Genomic DNA, 19,255 nt, shown 5'->3' on the forward strand with positions numbered 1-19,255 from the left:
TCAAGGGACGAACAAAAACTCATTCGTGTTAAGCAAGACTCGGCAAAAGGTCGCGAGGTCTTGCTCTTTCACGAGCTCGGCGCAAAGCCGGGTCTCGGCATCGTCCGGTTCACGCCCCAAGGCGAGCCGATAGGCAAGGTGGATTTGCCTCGCCGAGTCCTCCCCCGCCTCGCGTTTGAGCCGGTCGGCAAGATGCCCGGCCTGCTGGGCGACGAACTCACTGTTGAAGAGGTTGAGCGCCTGCAAGGGGGTCGTCGACCGCGGGCGGCTCGGCTGGTTCTGACCGGCGTCGGGGCAGTCGAATGCGCCGAAGGTCGAATCCTGGGCCATGCGGACCTTGGTCTGGTAGATCATCCGCCGCCAGTCGGCCGGGCCGTATTCGGTCTTGGGGTTGTAGACCCGGACGTAGTTGGTGTTCGGAGCAAAGGCGCTGTAACCGGGGCCTCCCATCCGAAGGTCGAGCGTCCCGGCGACCGCGAGAATGGAGTCCCGAATCGCCTCGGCCTCCAACCGGCGCGGGGGATAGCGCCAGAGCAGACGCGTGCCCGAGTCCACCGCGATCGCAGCCGCGCGAGGCCGGCTCGACTGGCGGAAGGTGGCCGACGTCACCAGCAGCCGATGCATCGCCTTGAGGCTCCAACCCCGCGCCACGAACTCGCTGGCCAGCCAGTCGAGCAAGGGGCCATTCACCGGCCGAGCACCGTTGCGCCCGAAATCGCTCGGCGTGTTGACCAGCCCTTCGCCGAAGTGATAGTGCCAGAGTCGGTTCACCATCACCCGGGCCGTGAGCGGGTTCTCTGGGTCGGCAATCCAGTTCGCCAAGGCCAATCGGCGCACCCGTTCGGACGCATCGGCGGGCAATTCAAGCTTCGGTGGCAGTTGTGCGATCGCTCCCGGTCCGATCGGCTCGCGACGCTGCATCGGGTCGCCCCGACTTAGGCGGAACGTCTCATCAGGATTGGCAAAGATGCCGGCATAAACCATCGCCGACCGGGTCAGTTCGGCGACCCGCTGCTCGAGCGTCCGCTTCTCCTCCTGAAGCGCGTGGAGCGTCTTGATCTCGGCCTCATCGAGTCCCGCGGTCGATTCGACCGCATAAGACGAGGCTCCGGGCACATAGGGGCGACGATCCTCGGAGGTTGCGACGAGCGTCCAGTCGCCCGACTCGTCGGCCACCTCGATCCGGTAGCGGGTCGCGAGCCGGTCGGCATAAGCCTCCTCACGGTCGCGGGCCCAGACCACCCGATCGATCATCGTCGTTTCCGGGAACTCGACCTCGACCCAACCCCGCCCGTTCTCGTTGGAGATCCAGCTCCGCCCATTGCCGTAACGCCCGTCGTTCAGATGCTCGAGCCGGTGGATGGCAGACCCTGGGTACGTTCCCGACGCCTTCGTTTTGGCCCCCGCACTCGCCAGCGCCACATTGCGCGGCTGCGGACCGGCCGTGAAGACCTCCAGTTCGTCGAGGCAAGGCTCGATGCTGTTCGACGCAAGGATCGTGAACCGCAACCGCTTGGCCGCGACCGGCCGGAACCGGTCCACCGTCAGCCGAGGACTTACCGCCGAGCGCAACGGCAAACGGCTGACGACCAGTCTCATCGCGTCGAGCGACGGCCCGGCCTCGATGGTATAGGCGGTGGCAAGGCGATCGACATACACCCCTTGACGGTCACGGCTCCAGGCAATTCTGTGGACCCTCACCTCCTCAGGCAGTTCCACCAAGATCCAGCCCCGCCCCTTTTCATCGGAGATCCAACTCCGCTCGTTCCCATACTTACCATCGTTGACATGTTCGAGTCTATGAAAATTTGATCCTGGAAACGTGCCTGACGCCGAGGCTTTCGCCCCCGTTGTCGCGAGCGCGACGTTTGTCTCGTCCGTCGTGAAAATCTCGAGTTCGTCGAGACACGGCTCAATCAGGCCAAACGACGGGTGCAGGTTCGCGTCCTGAATCGTGAACCGGACGAACTTGGCGCGGGTCGGCGGGAACATTTCTTGGTTGAGCCGCGGATCGATCGGCTTCGGCTCGATCGAGGGGCTGGCCAGAGGCTCGTACTTGGCGAGATCCGTTTCCAGGGCGACGATTCGCGGCTTCAACGATTTCGCTTCGAGCTGCCGCTCCTTGTCGTCGGCCGAGCGGAGGGGGCGTTCGCCGTGTCGCACGCCGGCGAAAATCGCGGTCATCGCATAGTAGTCGCGCTGCGAGATCGGATCGAACTTGTGGTCGTGGCAACGGGCGCAGTGGATCGTCAAGCCGAGGAAGGTCGAGCCCGCGTTGAGCACCATGTCATTGAGCTGATCCTGACGTGCAAGCCGGATCGACTCGATGTCGCGGCCGGTCTGGCCGGGCAGAAGCGCGGCCTTGGCCACGATGAAGCCGGTGGCGGCGTCCTCGCCCGTCGCATCGCCGACAAGTTGATCTTTGATAAATTCGGGGTACGGCTTGTCGGCGTTTAAGGCGCGGATGACGTAGTCGCGATAGGGCCAGGCATTGTCGCGCGGCGTGTTCACCTCGAACCCGTCGGTCTCGCCAAACGCCATGATGTCGAGCCAGTGGCGGGCCCAGCGTTCTCCGTAGCGTGGCGAGTCGAGTAGCCGATCGACGAGTTCCTCGTAGGCTCCAGGGCGGTCGTCGGCCACGAACGCGGCGACTTCCTCGGGCGTCGGCGGCAGCCCGTGCAGCACGAGATAGAGCCTCCTCACCAAGGTCCTCTTGTCGGCCTCAGGCGCCAACACCAGCCGTTTCTCGGCAAGCTTCGCCGCGATGAACGCGTCGATCGGCTGGCGGGTCGCCGTCGGTGATCCCCCTTCGATCGTCGGCACCGCCGGCCGTCTGACCGGCTGAAACGCCCAGTGCGTTTTTAAGGCGTCCTCGCTCTGGGCACTCGCAGAGTCGGGCCAGACCGCGCCTCGGTCGATCCAGGCCCGCAGCAGGCCGACCTGTTCCGATGTCAGCGGAGCGCCCTGTGGCGGCATCTTGATGTCGGGATCAATCTGAGCCACGAACTGAATCAAAGGGCTGCCCGCGCTATCCCCCGGCACAATCGAGGGGGTATCGCTATCCCCCCCTTTGAGCGCGGCGGCCTTGACGTCGAGGCGGAAGCCCCCCTTCTGCTTCTCAGGCCCGTGACACTTGAGGCAGGCCTGTTGAAAGATCGGCTGGATATCGCGGACGAAATCGACCGGCCCCATAGCGGCAGGCGGCAGATCGGCCACGGTGGCGGTCAAGGCGAGGAGGATCCCGACGAGCATTGTTGTGCAGCCTCAACGGCCGGGAGGAAGGTTGATTCCACGTCGGAATCAAATCTGCGGTGAACTCGTGGGCGGATTGTGCACTCCTCAATGTCACCATCGAGAGGCGCCGTCCTCAGGATACGCTCCCCGACGAACAGGCTCAACCCTCCACTCAGCCGAGTTCATCAAGGTGAACTCGGCCCATGCTTGCAATGGGCATTGAAGTCAAGGGACAAGGTGGGAGCGAACAAAGCTGGCGGGCCGATCCCAATCTCCGAGAGAAATCGGATCAAGATTTCCCGTCTTGATTAGGATGAGTACGGCTCACCATGATATCGGCTTTGGGGGGGAATGGCAGGAAGAAAAACCGGCTCGTACCTCAGTAAGAGTTGAAAATCGGACTTCGGCCGGTGGCCATCTGCTTAGCCATGTAATGGGCATGATAGTGCATGGCGCACTTGATGATATAGAAGAGCACGAGGCCGGGGTCGGGCCTAGCCTTGACCAGGTTCCAGATCCGCTTGCGGTACTCGCGGCGAAGCGACGCTTCGGGGATGCCGCGCATCATCCGAACGTACAGGCCGATCGACTGCACGGTCCACATCGCGTTCGTCTTGAAACCGGCCCAACGGTGTTCCCGCCAATAGCGGGCCCGACCCTGCCCCATCTTGATCTTGGCGTCAATGTACAAAGCGTCGAGCCGGCCGAAATACGCTTCGGTCGTATACAGGTCATTCATGACGCTGACGTAACCATCGCGAAGCTCTTCGCGGCTAATCTTCAAGGGGATGACGTTGGTGCCGAACTCCGGTTCGTCGGACGGATCGAGCCGCCCCTCGGCCTCGAGTCGCGCGTGCAAGGGGGTCTTGGGGATCGCATAAAGCATCCCGATCATCGTGCTGGTGATCCGCGCGTCCCTGATGAACTCACGCTGGGCGTCAAAGATCGTGGCATCATCGTTGTCGAAACCCAGGATCATGCCGCACCAGACCTCGATGCCGGCATCCTGCACACGATGGACCTTCTCCAAGAGCGTCCCCCCCGCGCGGACGTTCTGAAACTTCTTGGTCTCGCGCAGCGATTCTTCCCGTGGACTCTCGATCCCGACAAAGACGGCCAGGATGTTCGCCTCGACCATGATCTCCATCAGCTCGGGATCATCGGCCAGGTCTATCGACGCCTCAGTGAAGAAGGTGAGTGGATAGCCATGCTTGATTTGCCAGTCCACCACATCCTTCAAAACTTCCTTGATGGCCTTCTTATTGCCGATCAGGTTGTCATCGACAATAAAAACAATATCAACCCCTTGTGCATTGACCGCGTCGAGCTCAGCAAGGATCTGGGCACTCGTCTTGATCCGAGGCCGGCGTCCGAACGTCACGATGATGTCGCAAAACTCGCACTGAAACGGGCAACCCCGCGAGAATTGCAGGCTCCCAAACAGGTAGTGCTGCATCTTGAGCAGATCAAAGCGAGGCGTCGGTACCGTCGCCATGTCCGTCTTCTCGAGCTGCTCGTAACGGACCTGGTGCAACCCCTGCTTCCATTCGTTCAGGAACTGGGGCCAGGTTTCCTCGGCCTCGCCGATGAAGATCACGTCGGCCAGGTCGCCGAAGTAGTCTTCCTGGACGGTGACCAGCGGTCCGCCGACCACCGTAAACACCCCGCGCCGTTTGAGCTCGGTCAGGATCTCCTTCATCCGAAACCGCTGCACGCTCATCCCGGTCACGCCAACGATGTCGGCCTTGGCCAGCCGCTCATAATTGATCGCCTCGACATTCTCGTCAACTAGCGTGACGGTGTGCTCGGCGGGCGTCAGAGCGGCCAACAAGGGAAGACAGGCCACCGGCAAATTCGCCCGCTTCCCCATAAACGGCAAGGCATATTCCATGCCCCAGTACGATACCTCAAAACGCGGATTGATGAACACAATATCGGCCATGGAGGGCTAGCTCCTCGTTCGCTTCATGCTGAGCCTATTGGACGTGCTCCCGCCCACGCGCAACTAGCATCCTATCCGGACCACCTAGAAAGCCAAACCTCTCCTGTCTTGTTTTCTCGATGTAATTTCGGCGGTTTATCAAGGCTGCGGAAACATAGGAAAACATGGAGGGCAACAGGTGATGTTGACCCATCAGGAGACAAAGCGATCCGGGAAAAACCCACTCAAAGACAACAGGTGCTCGCAAAAAAGAGACCTGACAGGAGACCCATGAGAAGAGCAGGGGGGGTACTCTTCAGTCCCCGGTCCAGACCGGCCTACGTTTCTGAAGAAAGGCCGCAAAGCCTTCCTGGGCATCGTGCCGCAAGGCATTATCCGTCATCACCTCGACAGCGCGGGCATAGGCGGCCGGCTCGTCGAGGTCTCGGAGCTCATAGAACGCCCGCTTCCCGAGCCGGATCACCAGCGGGCTCATCGCCAAGATGGCGGCGGTCAGTTCCTGGATCGTAAGGTCAAGCTCCCCCGCCGCGACGACCCGGTTCACCAGCCCGAGGGCCAAGGCCCGCTCGGCTGAGATCGCCGCACCGGTCAACAGCATCTCCATTGCCGCCTTGTCGGGAATGGCGCGGACAAGCGGAACCATGGGCGTCGTGCAGAAGAGGCCGATCTTGACGCCTGGGGTCGCAAACCTAGCCTCGGTGGAGGCCACCGCCAGGTCGCAGGCGGCGACAAGCTGACAGCCAGCGGCGGTCGCCATCCCTTGGACCCGCGCAATCACAGGCTGAGGGAGCCGGCGGAGTTGGAGCATCACCCGTGAGCAGGCCGCGAACAGGTCGCGATACTCCGCTTCGGACCGGTTGGTCATCTCGCTGAGGTCGTGCCCCGCGCAGAAGACCGGCCCGTGCGCCCCGAGGACCACGACCCGCGCGGTGGGGTCGGCCTCGATCGCGTCCAGCGTTTCCTCGAGCCGCCCGAGCAACGTTCGCGAGAGCGCGTTCCGCGTCTCGGGGCGGTTCAAGACCAGCGAGACGACGCCCTCTTCGGTTCGGACTTCCAGCTCATCGGGCTGTCTTTCCGTCGCGGCGTCCATCTCGCCTCCATTTTTTTTGATATCTAACAAGGTGCGATCAACGTCGCAGCGCCTTGTAGCGAATGCGGTGAGGCTGATCGGCATCGGTCCCCAACCGCTCGTGGCGCTGGGCTTCGTAAGCCTGATAGTTACCGTCGCACCAGACGACCTTGCTATCCCCCTCGAAGGCGAGGATGTGAGTCGCAATCCGGTCGAGGAACCAGCGATCGTGGCTGATCACCACCGCGCAACCGCCGAAGTCGAGGATCGCCTCTTCCAGCGCGCGGAGCATGTCGATGTCAAGATCGTTGGTCGGCTCGTCGAGCAGAAGCAGGTTCCCCCCGCTCTTAAGCAGCTTGGCCAGGTGGACCCGGTTCCGCTCACCCCCCGAGAGATTCGCGATCTTCTTTTCCTGGTCCGGTCCTTTGAAATTGAACTGAGCCACGTAGGCCCGCGAGGGGATCTTGCGCTTGCCGAGCGTGACCACGTCGAGCCCGCCGCTAATCTCCTGGAAGATCGAGTTCTCCGGGTTGAGTGCGTCGCGGTTCTGGTCGACGTACGAGGTGACAACCGTATCGCCGACCCGAAGCGCCCCGTCATCGGGCGTCTCCTGGCCAACGATCATCCGGAAGAGGGTCGTCTTGCCTGCACCGTTGGGCCCGATCACGCCGATGATGCCACCGGGCGGCAAGCGAAAGCTCATCTCCTCGAACAGGAGCCGATCGCCGAACGCCTTCTTGACATTATCCGCCTCGACAACGAGATCGCCAAGGTGGGGACCGGGCGGAATCTGCAGGACGATCGCCTCATCCCGCTTCTCAACATCCTCACTGGCCATTTGCTCGTAGCGCTGAAGCCGGGCCCGGTTCTTGGCGACCCGGGCGCGGGGGGCCAGCCGAACCCACTCGAGCTCGCGAGCGAGCGTCTTGCGGCGGTTGCTCTCCTGCTTTTCTTCAAGGGCGAGCCGGGCCTGCTTCTGCTCCAGCCAGGACGTGTAGTTCCCCTCCCAGGGGATCCCTTGGCCACGGTCGAGTTCGAGGATCCAGCCCGCCACATTATCGAGGAAGTAGCGGTCGTGGGTGACCGCGATGACCGTTCCCGTATAGTCATGGAGGTGCCGTTCGAGCCAGGCGACGCTTTCGGCGTCGAGGTGGTTCGTCGGCTCGTCGAGCAGCAGCATGTCGGGGCGTTGGAGAAGGATCTTGCAGAGCGCCACTCGGCGTCGTTCACCACCGGAGAGGGTCGAGACATCGGCCTCTCCCGGGGGCAAGCGCATCGCGTCCATGGCGATCTCGACCCGACGGTCGAGGTCCCACCCTTCGGTCGCCTCGATCTGATCCTGGACCTTGCCTTGCTCTTCGAGCAGCTTGTCCATCTCGTCGGCGTCAATCGGTTCACCGAGCCTGGCGTTGATCGCGTCGAACCGGTTGAGCAGCCCGCGAATATGGGCCACCGCCTGCTCAACGTTACCGCGGACGTCGAGCGTGGGGTCGAGCACCGGCTCTTGCGGCAGATACCCGATCGTAATCCCAGGCGCGGGCCGCACGGTGCCGAGGAAGTCTTTATCGACCCCGGCCATGATCTTGAGCAGCGTACTCTTGCCGGCCCCGTTCCCGCCGAGCACCCCGATCTTGGCGCCGGGGTAGAACGACAGCCAGATCCCCTTGAGGATGTCTCTCTTCGCGTGGGCCTTGGACAGATTTTCGATCGTAAAGAGATACTGTGGGGGCATTTCGCGTCAAGATCCCGATGCGCCACTGACGCCGCCTGCCTCCGCGGCGGGCGAACGCTCGCTGTTGTCCACCCTCCAGTAGACCCGATGACGCCACCCCCTGAATAGCCCGATCCTGACGACCCCCTCATTCGCCAAGGATCAGTCCCAAACCGCCCCGGGAACTTCGGTCGCCCCGACCTCCGGGCGACCAGCCCCAGATGCAGCCATGCAAGACAGCATTGACCGTCTATTCACAAAAACTTTGATACTCAGTCGCCAGTCCCACTTGAAGTCCCTGGAGCGATCTGGTAAATTCACTCCCCTCGCTGCGGCGGCGTAGCTCAGTTGGTTAGAGCAGCGGAATCATAATCCGCGTGTCGGGGGTTCGAGTCCCTCCGCCGCTATTCACGATAGTCCCCCTCAAACGCACGTCAAGTCTCGCCCCATTCAAGGGGTTACGTCAAACCGAGTCGGACAATAAATCCTGCCAGCATCTGTCAGGAACCGACACGATCCACCACCTACATACAGCCCCAGATACGACCCCTGGGTTTGCGGCTCTCGATCTGCTCCGCGAGTTTCCCGACCTGGGGGAGCTTGGCGAACTCTGGCCATGATTCCCAAGCCCTACGGGGCGCGTTACTGACGATGGTACGCTCTGCAACATCGACTGCCCTGGCTGAGGCCGACCCCCAACGATCGACCTCCAATCGTGCACGTCGAGCGCACATCAACTGGCCCGGCCGATCGCGTGGACGCCAATGCAGGCGCCGGGGCCACATTGGCATCCACGCGTTTTTGAACTCGAGCATGGCCGGTGAAACCGCCCCTGGACGAGGAAGTCGTTAAGTTGGACGTTCTCACTTGGCGATCTGGCCCGCGGAGTTGGGCGGAGGGTTCTCGCCGGTTGATTTGACCTTGACCTCCGAGCTTGTGGTGGTCGTCCCACCCGGCCCCGCAACCGTTTCCGTCTTCTCCACCTTCGACTCATGGCCGCAGCCCACAAGGCCGATAGCGGGGAGCACAAGGAGGCCGAGGATCAGGGCTGATGACAGAGACCGTTTCATGAGTTTCCCTCCTGAAAGCAACGAGTCATTGGTGTCCGGGCAGCCTCACGACGAGTTTGCCCATCGCAACGAGGATCAGGCAGCGGCCCCACCTCCTGCCAAAGATCAGCGAAAAGCTAGGCGTGATGCTTGCGGCCGCCGGGACAGGGATTGGTATGGCCGCCACGGCCAGACCGGATCCTCCTTCCTCAATTCTCTATTGATGCACTTTTGATACCACTTCGGCGGTAGGGACATGAGAAATTGCAACGGCTTCTCATGAACTACCGATCGAGGACGGCCCCATGGCTATCTTGCCTGAGGCCTCTCTCGCGTTGTTAAATTCCTTTGCCTCTGTCTGCACCCGACCCGCGTAGCAACCCTTCCTCGTCCTAATCACCACCACCAGGGCCGGCCCACTTCCAGGTTACAATGGTCTGGGGGACGCCTTACAATGGACTCGACGACGTCTTCCACGGTCAGTTCTCCCGGTCGGGATTCTCGATCGAGGCTATCCAATGTCACATAAACAAAACCCGTCTTCTTCAGAAAACGCAAGTGTTCAGCCCGACACTTTGAGCAACGAAGTCCTAAAGCTCAAGATCGACGATCTCTTCCAGGAGATTGAGAACCTCAAGACTCGGGTTGCTCGCCTGGAAGGAGGACCCGAAAGTGAAGAGACGAGTGGCCCTACAGACGCCGATTTGAAGAAGGTTGTCGGCGACCCGAACCACACAGCAGGGGACTGAACGCGACGACTTGCAGACGAAAGTTGCTACATACGGCCTCGTCAGAGTGTCGTCCTGGGCTAGGGTCAGCCGCCCGATCCCGGCCACGAGCGGCGTGACGACCTCGGCAAGAGGACGCCTGGCAATGCGATCAGTCCGCTTGCCGGCTGCCGCGACGGCGGTGTAGCAGGGGCGGAACTCAGCATTGAGCTTGGCGGCCCTGATCCAACTGGTGACGATGCGGCGGCCGAGGTGAGCCGGGCGAACCACTGGCACAAGGCGGATATCGGATGCGAGGATGTCATGGGGGCCGGCTCCGCTCGGGGTGTCGGGCAGGTGTGGTAACCGCCATCGTCCCGACCAGGCCGGCCTCCGGCTGTCAAGGCCCGAAAGACAGCGGAGGCCCAATGGTTCCGTGAGAGCGCGCCACGGGCAACTGGGCAATCCTTGGCAATTGCGTCGCTCTCCGCAAGGCTCACATCGAGGATCGACATCTCATCTACGAATGGCTGGCTTGCTCCGACGTCTCGGGAACGATAAGCGGGCCGCCAACAAACAATCGCTCAATCACATTCAATATTTCATATAAATTAATTATTTTCACACAAACCCCAGAAACCACAGGACAACCCAATCAAAAACACATACAAAATACTTAACATCATCACATTTTACATGCAACTCCGGACACTCCATGATATAGGAAAGCCCCTGGAATGCCATCGCCGAGAGGCCGTCCCTGCGTGGCTACGGCCGCGAGCCAGAAGGGTTTTCGGCCTCAGCCGCCCGCCTTTTCATTCAGAATTCAGTGCGAGCGATGCCATAGAGCGTAGCAGAGAGGACGTGGAGCGGATCCACGTAGTGACAACCAGGGGGACGATTGGAAAAACGTCGAAAGGAAGGCAGGAAAAGAGGATTCGAGTAAAGACCCGCTTGAATGTTCAAAAAGGAGGCGGCGGGTCAGAATCCACTTGCTCGATTTGGGGGGCGGGGGCTGATCTTGTCTCGTTGCTTGGCTCTGGTTTCACCGGTTGAAAAAGGATAACGATTACGCAGATCACAGGCAAGGCAACGGCCAATCCGACAACAATCGGTTGTGCGGTCTCAGGCAGGGCACGGAACCAGCCGAACCGGATGACCACACGATTGAACCATGCCCAGGCTTGCCGACGGGTTTCATCGGCTTGCTTCCTCGCAAGCTCAAGTGCAGCGTCACGCTGAGCGTCGAGTTTGGCTTGCCGCTCTGCAATTAACATGTCGCGGTCAAACTGATATTTGCGGCGTCGCTCTTCCTCCTGTTCGGCTTCTGCGGCTTGCTCAGGAGTGATCGTCACAGCGTGGAACGGCGAAGGGGTGGCGTACGCCAGGGTTGGCAAGAGGGCTTCAATTAAGCAGCCTAGCGGCCCAAACAGGAAGCCTATCACGAACCCCTCTAACGAACTTCGCCCTTTGGCTGAGGCTATCCAACTGCCGAAGAGGGCAAACATTATCCAAAGTGCGAGTAGAAAAAGAAAAAACATCGTTCTCGACTCCTGATCGCTACTTAATCCCCAACGAACAAGGGGAACGGCACTCATTCGCTTCGGCCGCATACGAGCTATTAAGGGTTATCTTATGAGCGAACCAAACAGGAGGTCAAGCGTTCAGTAAAATCGAGATCTGACCAATTCAGAGAGCTCGCCCCATTCGGCTTCTATCCAACGGACAGACCCTCCATGAAGGCTCTCGGCCATTGACTCGTTTTAAGAGCGGATCTTCGAGTTCGAATGGGTTAGCACTCGGAATGATAGAAATCCCTGATCTTGTTCGTTCACGCCCGCGGATCAATAATCGTGCCTGCTGACGAGGCCAGACGCCCTCGTTCGTGCCACCCCCGAATTGGTCCCGAGAGGGAGACTCGCCATGAAACCACCGATCGTTGCCGCCCTAGTTGCGCTCCTCACAGCGCCGAGCCCGGCGGCCGAGGGCCCCAAGTCGCCCGCCGTGCCTCGGCCGGCGATCGTCTCTGCGTCCGAATGGGGCTCGAAGCCGCAGCCGATCCCGGACGCACGCAAGCAGACGCCGAAATACGTGACGATCCACCATGCCGGCGTGCTCTGGGAGGCCAAGGTCGCGCCGGTCGCGTTCGTGCGGAACATGCAGTCCTGGGGCCAGAAGGAGAAGGGCTGGCCCGATCTGCCCTACCATTTCCTCATCGCCCCCGACGGCACGATCTTCGAGGGCCGTCCACTGATCTACGAGCCCGAGTCAAATACGAAGTATCCCCTGTCGGGGAACATCGGTGTCGAGATGATGGGTAGCTTCGAGCAGCAGCGGCCCGACCCGCGTCAGATCGCGTCGTGCGTCAAACTCACGGCCTGGCTCTGCCACAGCTACGGCATCGACCTGGCACAAGTCCGCGGCCACAAAGACGCCGCGTCGGGCCAGACCGATTGCCCCGGCAAGGACTTCGACCGCTACCTGAAAGACGGCCAGTTCCGCCAGTGGGTCAAGGAGATCCTTGAAGGGAAAGCCCCCGCGATCGACCCCGGCCCGCCATTGCCCGGGGGACCGACGAAGCCGATCCCGACGACCACCCCGGCAGGATAAAACATTCCTGATTATTGAGCCTCGACTTCACCACGAATTCGATCGAGACACCAGGTATTTCGAGGGAATCGACCGCTCTCAACAATGATCGCTAGGGGGACAATAATTCCGGGGGTCGGATCGTCGATCGCCGGTCCCCACCGTTATCTGGCAGTAACCTCATCCTAAATGTGTGATCGCCAGTGTGGACGTCATCGTTTCAACCTTTGGAATCTTCCAAGCTTTCAAAAAGTCTCATGGGGAAAGTCATGAAAATCGTCGGTGGACCGAAGCACGGTGAGGAGATCACTTTGGGAGGGAAGCCGGGCGGAAAGGAGTTCGTGCCACCGGATGGATTCGTGATCGAGTACCACTTCACGCCGACAGGAAAAGTCGACGTCAAATTCGGTCCCGAACCGGCCCCCAAACCATCGGTGCCGGGGCAATACGAACGCTACCAAGCGCGGGCCGGAGCATGGCACTACATCGAGGCCGAACCCGGCTGAGGCACTGAGCCCCGCTGGGATAACCACTCCCGCAGGGCTTCCTTCTTCCTGAGCCGCCGGGCATCGACGACGGCTCGCCCCACCCATCCCATCGCTTCGTCCTTTTTTTTCTCTCCTGGAAAGTCCGGGCAGCCCGGTTGACATCGGAGAAGCCATTCTGCTACTCTCCCTTCAACTGAGACTGGGTCTCAGTTTCAAAGACTCGAGATGGTCCCTCCAGTCGTTGGTGAAAAAGACGGGCGCCTGAGGACTTGCTCCGAAGCGGAGCGATGCTCTTCCGGGCCATTCCCTCCCTTGGGTCTTTATTTCACAGCGATGGTGCCGTTGCAAAAAAGCAAGGCACCTTGGGAAAGGCATCGGGGTGATGATGGGTTGCCGGTTCCGTCCTGAACGGAAGGGGAAATGTCAGGCTGCGTTCACGCTGATTGAGCTGCTGGTCGTGATTGCGATCATTGCTGTTTTGGTCGGACTTTTGCTGCCCGCGGTGCAAGCGGCGCGCGAGTCGGCCAGGCGCATGCAGTGCACAAACCAGATGAAGCAGATCGGCCTGGGCATGCATAACTTCAACAACACCTACGAACGGTTCCCACCGGGCGAGGTTTCCACGACGGCCGTGAACATGGAGCGGTACGGGCCCTGGCCGGCCCACGAGTCAGCCATGCATCAGGTGCCAGGCATCCTGATGTTGCCTTATCTGGAAGAGTCGAATGTGGCGAACCTCTGGGAGCAGTTTCGCCAGCACAAGCTCAACGGAGGGGCAGGGTCGCAGGATACCTGGCCGGCTCCACTCCGGGAGGCGCTGGCTGCGCAGCCGGTGAATCACTTGAACTGCCCCTCCAGCACAACGCCCCACGTTTTCGAGTGGGACGGTGGGACCTATTTCACGTCGTCGACGACCTACGGCTTCAACTGGGGCACGACGATGAAAGGGGCGGTGGATGCCAATGGAGCTTATGTCAAGGACGGCATCTTCCACACCAACTCACGAACGACCTTCGCCAACATCACCGATGGCTCTTCGAACACGATGCTGGTGGGTGAGCGCGATATCAGCGAACGAAACTGGGACGCAGTCTATGGCAGTACCGCGTACCGCGACCTGAGCGCCTGGGCCCAGGTCGGCAAGGGATTTGGCTGGACGTCGGGATTGACCTACGCCCCGCTGAATTATTCATTCCCGGGCTCGGTCCGACTCAACCCGCCAACCGGGGCCGTTCAGACCGAGATGGTGAACAAACGAATCCACGCCTTTGGATCACAGCATGTTGGGGGCGCCAACTTCGCGTTTAGCGATGGCAGCGTGCGATTCCTCAAGAACAGCATCAATTTCGCGATTTACCAGGCCCTCTCCACCCGCGCGAAAGGGGAGATCATCAGTGGAAACGATTGATTCACTGACTTCGGGAGTGGCAACGGCTCCCGCGCCGACTCCTGCGCTCGAGGTGGCCTCCGCTCAGGCCGGCCTGAAAAAAAGGGCGAGTAGGGCCATCCGCCCCCGGGTTCAGGAGAGCCTGTTCCGCGTGATCTGGCGCTGGCATTTTTACGCGGGGATGATTATTGCCCCGGTGCTGATCGTCATGTCCATCACGGGCGGAATTTATGTTTTCAGGAGCGAGATCGAGGAGTTTGCCAAAGGCGATCTCCTGTTCGTGAAACCACAGGTGACGCGCGTCGGTTACCAGACGCAGATTGATGCGGCGCTCGCGGCCAACCCGGGATTCGTGCCCTCCCGGATCCAGATTCACAACCAGGCGAATCGGGCGACGCTCATCACACTCAGTCCAGCGGGCCAAAAAGGGCCGCCGTCTCGTGAGAGTGCCCGTCGGAACGTCATCGTCAGCGTCAATCCTTACGATGGCAAGGTGGTCGGGGTTCAGGCGGGAGACTCGCGGCTCAACATCTTCTTCCAGACCATCCTGACGATCCATCGCACGCTCTGGGCCGGCACCACGGGGCGAGTCATCACCGAGCTGACGACGAGTTGGGGGCTCGTGCTGCTCGTCACCGGCTTATACCTCTGGTGGCCCCGAAAGAAGGCCAAGGCGGCCGGAGTCTGGACGCTCCGCTGGAAGACGAAGCTGTACACGGTGCTCCGCGACTTACATTCCGTCGGCGGAATCTACCTGCTCCCGATCTGTTTCACGATCGTGGCCACGGGCATGTTCTACACACTGACCGTGGGCACCGTCATCCACCAGGCAGCCGAGGCCTGGGTCGGTGAAGGGGAAGAACCGCGGAGCAGTGAGAAAGGGGCTCCAAAAGGCGAACGCTCCCAAGCGGGCACGGGCAAGCGTCCGAAGCTGGCTTCAAGGGCTGCAACCGAGCGAGCAGCAGGTGAGGCCCGTACCTTGCAGGCGGCGGCAGGGCCCAAAGCCCTTCCTCTGGATGACCTCCTTGCGATTATGAAGAAGCAGTATCCCGATCGCATCCTGTTCGCCACGCTCGGGACCGGCGGACGCGGCCGGCGCCGCACACCGGACAGACCGGCGCCCCAGAACGCGATGCAGATCAGCGCGGGGAATGACTTCAACCGGACATATGGTCCGATCATCAGCGCTGAGGTCACCCTCGACAAGAGTAACGGGAAGGTTCTCAAGCGCGAGCTCAACTCCGAAAAAGCGTTCTTCTGGCACGCGTGGACCTACCCGCTCCACGTCGGCAGCTTCTGGGGACTGGCGACCAAGATCCCCTGGTTCATCGCCTGCGTCGTGCTAACCATCCTGCCGGTGACCGGACTCTGGATGTGGTGGGAGCGACGGCCCCAAGGGAAGCTCGGCCTCCCGCGCAAGCCAGAGGTTCGCATGCCTTGGTGGTTGGGCACGTTGATCGGCGTTCTCTGCGTCGTGCTCCCGATGATGGGAGCGAGCGTCGTACTCATCCTGATCGGGGAAGGGATCGCGCGACTGGTACGGCGGTTCCGCCGACCGGCCATGGCAACCGTCTGACCGTGCAAAAAAGGTCGGCTCACGAATGGCCACGGTGGCTTGCGACCGGGGTATCACACCGGTGGAAGGTTGATTCGTAGATGGCTCCGCGATCGCCTTTTGTCGCGGTGTGACCCCGGTTGCAAACCACCGTGGCCACTCCAATTCCACCACGTCCGCATAGTAACCGGGGCCGGATTCCTAAAGATTCCACGTCAGCTCATAATAAGTAAGGCAAAGCGCAGTCATGCCCTCAAATTTCCGCTCCATGCCGTTCGTGGCCTTCGTGTCGATTTCTCTGGCGGTCGGCTGCTCGGGGACCGGTTTGCCGGACATGGGGCAAGTGACCGGGGTCATCCTGCTCGATGAAAAACCGCTCGACGCGGTTGAGGTCGTCTTGGTTCCCGAGGCGAACCAAGGGTCGGCGGCGGGCCCGCAAGCCAGTGGATTCTCGGATCAGGAGGGACGGTTTCAGCCCCAGACAAACCTGGACGGAACCGCGCACAACGCCGTTGTGGTGGGAACGTATCGGGTGGTCCTTCGGGATCTCAAAGCGATGACGACCGCCGCCCCTGATCCGAAGCAGGAGTACGCGGGTGAAGCCGCCGGACACGCTCCCAAGCCACGCTTCTCTCCGCGATTCGCAGACCTGCAATCCTCCCCCTTCGGAGCCGTGATCATCGGTCCGGGGGCCCATGAGTTGATACTCGAGCTGAACTCCAAAACCAAGGCCGGCAAGGCGTCCGTCAACCCCGCCCCCCTGGCGGTTCCGCATCAGCGAGTTGACGGACACCTTCTTGGGGATTCAGTTGGCGGCAGGGGCCTGGAGCCGGCTCGGGCGCGTGGCTGCGGTCTGCTCCGGTTCGATTGGGGTCGGCGCCTGGCCGGGCTCAGGGCGATAACGAATCACGACCAGTTCCTCACTTCGGACTTCACCGAAACCGAGAACCTTCCCCGGTTTAACGACGCCTCCGAGGCTGACGATCAAGGCCCCGTCCGTGGGAATCAGCCATTCGCCGTCGACCCTGGCGGAGTCGACCACCGGGATCTGGATCGTTCCGCCAAGACTCGCGGCCCGAGGCTGAGCAAGCCGGTTCACGCCTGAGGCAAGGAGGCCCTTCGGCTCGACCTTGTCGTTCTCGATTGGGGTGACCATTTCGCGATATTGGGATGTCTGGAAGGCCAGGATTCGGTCACGCTCGAGGACGAAGCGTGCGCGGAGACCTTGCTCTTCGACCTTGCCAAGCGAGAGGCGCGCACGGACGCCGTTGTGGAGCCGATCAATCTCGGGCTTGAACGCCAACTTACTCGCTTTATTGGGCGGACCATCGGCAACCCGCTCGAGGTGGGCCACATAATAAATGGACTCCCCGTGGGCCAGGCTGACCTCGCCGCTCGCCGGGGTCGTGACCTTCGGCGATTGGAGGATGTTGCACTTCGGGTCCGACTGACAGAAGGTCATCCACTCGGACAAAGTCGCCGCATCGGCCGCCCAGACCGAAGCGCCTCCCTGCCGGGCAACCGGAGTGAGTTGAGGGCCGAACTTGCCACGCCAGTCGAGTCCCGCGATCGTGACATAGTGGACTTCATAAGAGATCATCGGCCCGGTCGCGGCCGCCGCCCCCTCGATCCGCCGAGCCTCGATTCCCGGGGCAACCGAAAGATCGTTCGGCGTTGGGGAGCCATCTTCCCCGCTCAAGGCCACGGACAGAAGCGCAAGCCATACGTGCATCGATCAACCTCGATTTTTTGGAGGGTCGGGTCTCGGGCGTAGGGGGAGCGAAGAGATGTGGTGATGCGAATCGGCGGAAGTGATTTCGGGCGGGCCGGATTATGGGGCGATGCCGTTTGACCGTCAAGAGCGATCGGGAGAATCCATGGTTCAGAACGATTGAATGGCCAGCAAGTCGTCCTGCATTTTCAAGCGATTTTCAGACACAATCAAGAATGCGGGCGGGGTGCCCGCGGTCCCAGGAGATGCAGCCGAGGTGATCACTGCGATTGCGGGTCGTGACACACAGCTTCGCCTTGCGCACGCACTCATCAGCGGTGAGGATCTCATCGCGATATTACCAGCACTCCACACCATTGCCGTAATAAGGTTGGGTGGCCGGGCGATGGCAGATCAACTTCGCGTGTTGGTGACGAGTTGGCGTATGCGGATCAGTTTTCCCTCACTAAAGGTATGAAACTGAACCCATTGGATGTCGTAGTCTTGCCCTGTCGCTTTGTAACGGCCTCGCTCATTTCCACTGGCGACCACCGTATCCCCCTGGGCGATCACCGACTGCAACTCGGGACACTGCTCCTCCACCGTGGCGAAATTGTTCCGCACAGCTTCAACCACCTGCTGGCGGCCCCGCCACGAGCCGAGGTATGGAACGGTCAACGGCCCGTGGATCTCGAGGTCGACGTCCTCCGCGAGCATGTCCGCAAAGGCCGCGAGATCCCCCTGGGCGATCGCCTGATAAACCGATTGCAGGTGCAATACGTTATCAGACTCGACATCCTTAGCCATCGCATTGGAATCTCCCTCGCGGAAGGCTTGGGGTAACCGGTTGGCAAAATCCATGATCACCATTTCACTCATAAGTTCGTCCCCTCGCAATTTCAACAACGATCGGGCGACTTGTCTCTCCCCGAATTCCCCCAACAAGACCCATTGTCCTTCGTCGGTAATTTACAAGGCCGAACCGGCGGACGCCACCTTTCCTTTCGCAAGATCCGCACGATTGCCAAGGCCGAAAGCGTGATCGCGCGGGCGGAGCCTCTGGCTCAGCCAACGCACGAGCGGCCGGCGAAAACGCTCCGCGTCGGCGCTCACGAAACACACGTCGATCCGGGCGAACAAACCAAAGAGAGAAGGCACCCGTCGCCGGGTCCCTCGGGAAGTCATTTGCCGGGTTCAATACGAATCGTTACTTTGTGCCTGGAACCGTCGGCTTTAGGGATTTCTCATACCCAAGCTTCGTGAGCACCTCGAGGGTCTCACTCCAAGTCGGAAACATTCGCCCGCTCGCCTGCTTATACGCCTGCATCGCCAGCATGAATTCGAGTTGGGCCGGGGAATAGTCGAGTTCGCTGGTGCAAGGATCGACGGAACGCCGGCGGGTGCCGGTGGCCCGAGCCTGGCTCGCCCGATATGCCCGAGCGGTCGCCTTACGATCATCCCAGTCCTGGGGAAGCTTCGACCCCAGCGGATCGTCAAGGCGATCACGGGATGGATCGTCGCTAGGCAAGAACCCGGGCTTGTGGGTGTCGATTATTCTGGGCATGGACCCCTCCTTTTTTTAGAATTGCGCCGACCGCGTGATGACGGTATCACTGGGACGTCCCCTTCCCATATCGCCTGACGCTCCGCGAATCCGCAGCAGCCAAGCTCCGTCCCTGCTGGAATACCAATGGCATCAGATGACTACCAAGCAACGGGTATGCCGCCCGAACGACTTCAACGACCGTTACGTATTAAATGGTGACAACGGTCAACACTTCTGAGGAGATCACACCTGCCAGGGAAGGAATTT

At 60.9% G+C, this 19,255-nt stretch carries 15 protein-coding genes and 1 tRNA gene; 5 read left to right on the forward strand and 11 right to left on the reverse strand.

Annotation, left to right across the window (positions count from 1 at the left end):
- From SINAC_RS16560 to ettA, 4 genes are all read right to left on the reverse strand, one after another.
- Positions 1-3,252 carry a DUF1553 domain-containing protein gene (locus SINAC_RS16560; protein WP_015246780.1) on the reverse strand — a complete coding sequence of 1,084 codons (3,252 nt, stop codon included), beginning with the start codon at positions 3,250-3,252 and terminating at the stop codon, positions 1-3.
- Between the two features lie 361 nt (positions 3,253-3,613).
- The gene (locus SINAC_RS16565; RefSeq protein WP_015246781.1) at positions 3,614-5,176 is read right to left on the reverse strand and encodes a B12-binding domain-containing radical SAM protein; all 1,563 of its coding nucleotides are present in this window, start codon (positions 5,174-5,176) and stop codon (positions 3,614-3,616) included.
- Between the two features lie 295 nt (positions 5,177-5,471).
- A complete protein-coding gene (locus tag SINAC_RS16570; protein WP_015246782.1) occupies positions 5,472-6,266 on the reverse strand; it encodes an enoyl-CoA hydratase in 795 nt (264 codons plus the stop codon).
- A 37-nt stretch (positions 6,267-6,303) separates the two neighbouring features.
- A complete protein-coding gene (gene ettA / locus SINAC_RS16575; protein ID WP_015246783.1) occupies positions 6,304-7,977 on the reverse strand; it encodes an energy-dependent translational throttle protein EttA in 1,674 nt (557 codons plus the stop codon).
- 312 nt (positions 7,978-8,289) lie between these two features.
- Between ettA and SINAC_RS16580 the strand changes: the two genes are divergently transcribed.
- A tRNA-Met gene (locus SINAC_RS16580) sits at positions 8,290-8,363 on the forward strand.
- A 456-nt stretch (positions 8,364-8,819) separates the two neighbouring features.
- Here the strand turns inward: SINAC_RS16580 and SINAC_RS16585 are convergent.
- The 3 genes from SINAC_RS16585 to SINAC_RS16595 all read right to left on the reverse strand — a co-directional run bounded on the left by SINAC_RS16585 (position 8,820) and on the right by SINAC_RS16595 (position 11,253).
- Positions 8,820-9,026, reverse strand: coding sequence for a hypothetical protein (locus SINAC_RS16585; protein ID WP_015246784.1), 207 nt, complete (start codon positions 9,024-9,026; stop codon positions 8,820-8,822).
- A gap of 569 nt (positions 9,027-9,595) precedes the next feature.
- A complete protein-coding gene (locus SINAC_RS16590; protein ID WP_020466027.1) occupies positions 9,596-10,009 on the reverse strand; it encodes a hypothetical protein in 414 nt (137 codons plus the stop codon).
- Between the two features lie 665 nt (positions 10,010-10,674).
- Positions 10,675-11,253, reverse strand: coding sequence for a hypothetical protein (locus SINAC_RS16595; protein ID WP_015246787.1), 579 nt, complete (start codon positions 11,251-11,253; stop codon positions 10,675-10,677).
- A 382-nt stretch (positions 11,254-11,635) separates the two neighbouring features.
- Between SINAC_RS16595 and SINAC_RS16600 the strand changes: the two genes are divergently transcribed.
- The 4 genes from SINAC_RS16600 (at position 11,636) to SINAC_RS16615 (ending at position 15,752) form a co-directional block, all read left to right on the forward strand.
- Positions 11,636-12,322, forward strand: a complete 687-nt coding sequence (locus SINAC_RS16600; protein WP_015246788.1) for a peptidoglycan recognition protein family protein — start codon at positions 11,636-11,638, stop codon at positions 12,320-12,322.
- A gap of 248 nt (positions 12,323-12,570) precedes the next feature.
- Positions 12,571-12,807 carry a hypothetical protein gene (locus SINAC_RS16605; RefSeq protein WP_015246789.1) on the forward strand — a complete coding sequence of 79 codons (237 nt, stop codon included), beginning with the start codon at positions 12,571-12,573 and terminating at the stop codon, positions 12,805-12,807.
- A 364-nt stretch (positions 12,808-13,171) separates the two neighbouring features.
- Positions 13,172-14,197, forward strand: coding sequence for a DUF1559 domain-containing protein (locus SINAC_RS16610; RefSeq protein WP_015246791.1), 1,026 nt, complete (start codon positions 13,172-13,174; stop codon positions 14,195-14,197).
- Positions 14,184-15,752 carry a PepSY-associated TM helix domain-containing protein gene (locus SINAC_RS16615; protein ID WP_015246792.1) on the forward strand — a complete coding sequence of 523 codons (1,569 nt, stop codon included), beginning with the start codon at positions 14,184-14,186 and terminating at the stop codon, positions 15,750-15,752. The genes SINAC_RS16610 and SINAC_RS16615 overlap by 14 nt, the downstream gene beginning before the upstream one ends.
- Before the next feature lie 232 nt (positions 15,753-15,984).
- Here SINAC_RS16615 and SINAC_RS16620 read toward each other — a convergent pair whose 3' ends face one another.
- From SINAC_RS16620 to SINAC_RS16640, 4 genes are all read right to left on the reverse strand, one after another.
- Positions 15,985-16,524, reverse strand: a complete 540-nt coding sequence (locus tag SINAC_RS16620; protein WP_020466025.1) for a hypothetical protein — start codon at positions 16,522-16,524, stop codon at positions 15,985-15,987.
- A gap of 12 nt (positions 16,525-16,536) precedes the next feature.
- Entirely contained in the window at positions 16,537-17,463 is a 927-nt protein-coding gene (locus SINAC_RS16625; RefSeq protein WP_015246793.1) for a hypothetical protein, read from the reverse strand.
- A 393-nt stretch (positions 17,464-17,856) separates the two neighbouring features.
- Positions 17,857-18,321 carry a nuclear transport factor 2 family protein gene (locus SINAC_RS16630; protein WP_015246794.1) on the reverse strand — a complete coding sequence of 155 codons (465 nt, stop codon included), beginning with the start codon at positions 18,319-18,321 and terminating at the stop codon, positions 17,857-17,859.
- A gap of 328 nt (positions 18,322-18,649) precedes the next feature.
- Entirely contained in the window at positions 18,650-19,006 is a 357-nt protein-coding gene (locus SINAC_RS16640; RefSeq protein WP_015246795.1) for a hypothetical protein, read from the reverse strand.
- Positions 19,007-19,255: the final 249 nt, after the last annotated feature.

Source organism: Singulisphaera acidiphila DSM 18658 (genome assembly GCF_000242455.2).
Lineage (GTDB): Bacteria > Planctomycetota > Planctomycetia > Isosphaerales > Isosphaeraceae > Singulisphaera > Singulisphaera acidiphila.

Coding starts and splice junctions, on each gene's coding strand:
- SINAC_RS16560 (WP_015246780.1), bottom strand. CDS start 3,252: ATGCTCGTCGGGATCCTCCTCGCCTTGACCGCCACCGTGGCCGATCTG.
- SINAC_RS16565 (WP_015246781.1), bottom strand. CDS start 5,176: ATGGCCGATATTGTGTTCATCAATCCGCGTTTTGAGGTATCGTACTGG.
- SINAC_RS16570 (WP_015246782.1), bottom strand. CDS start 6,266: ATGGACGCCGCGACGGAAAGACAGCCCGATGAGCTGGAAGTCCGAACC.
- ettA (WP_015246783.1), bottom strand. CDS start 7,977: ATGCCCCCACAGTATCTCTTTACGATCGAAAATCTGTCCAAGGCCCAC.
- SINAC_RS16585 (WP_015246784.1), bottom strand. CDS start 9,026: ATGAAACGGTCTCTGTCATCAGCCCTGATCCTCGGCCTCCTTGTGCTC.
- SINAC_RS16595 (WP_015246787.1), bottom strand. CDS start 11,253: ATGTTTTTTCTTTTTCTACTCGCACTTTGGATAATGTTTGCCCTCTTC.
- SINAC_RS16600 (WP_015246788.1), top strand. CDS start 11,636: ATGAAACCACCGATCGTTGCCGCCCTAGTTGCGCTCCTCACAGCGCCG.
- SINAC_RS16605 (WP_015246789.1), top strand. CDS start 12,571: ATGAAAATCGTCGGTGGACCGAAGCACGGTGAGGAGATCACTTTGGGA.
- SINAC_RS16610 (WP_015246791.1), top strand. CDS start 13,172: ATGATGGGTTGCCGGTTCCGTCCTGAACGGAAGGGGAAATGTCAGGCT.
- SINAC_RS16625 (WP_015246793.1), bottom strand. CDS start 17,463: ATGCACGTATGGCTTGCGCTTCTGTCCGTGGCCTTGAGCGGGGAAGAT.
- SINAC_RS16630 (WP_015246794.1), bottom strand. CDS start 18,321: ATGAGTGAAATGGTGATCATGGATTTTGCCAACCGGTTACCCCAAGCC.
- SINAC_RS16640 (WP_015246795.1), bottom strand. CDS start 19,006: ATGCCCAGAATAATCGACACCCACAAGCCCGGGTTCTTGCCTAGCGAC.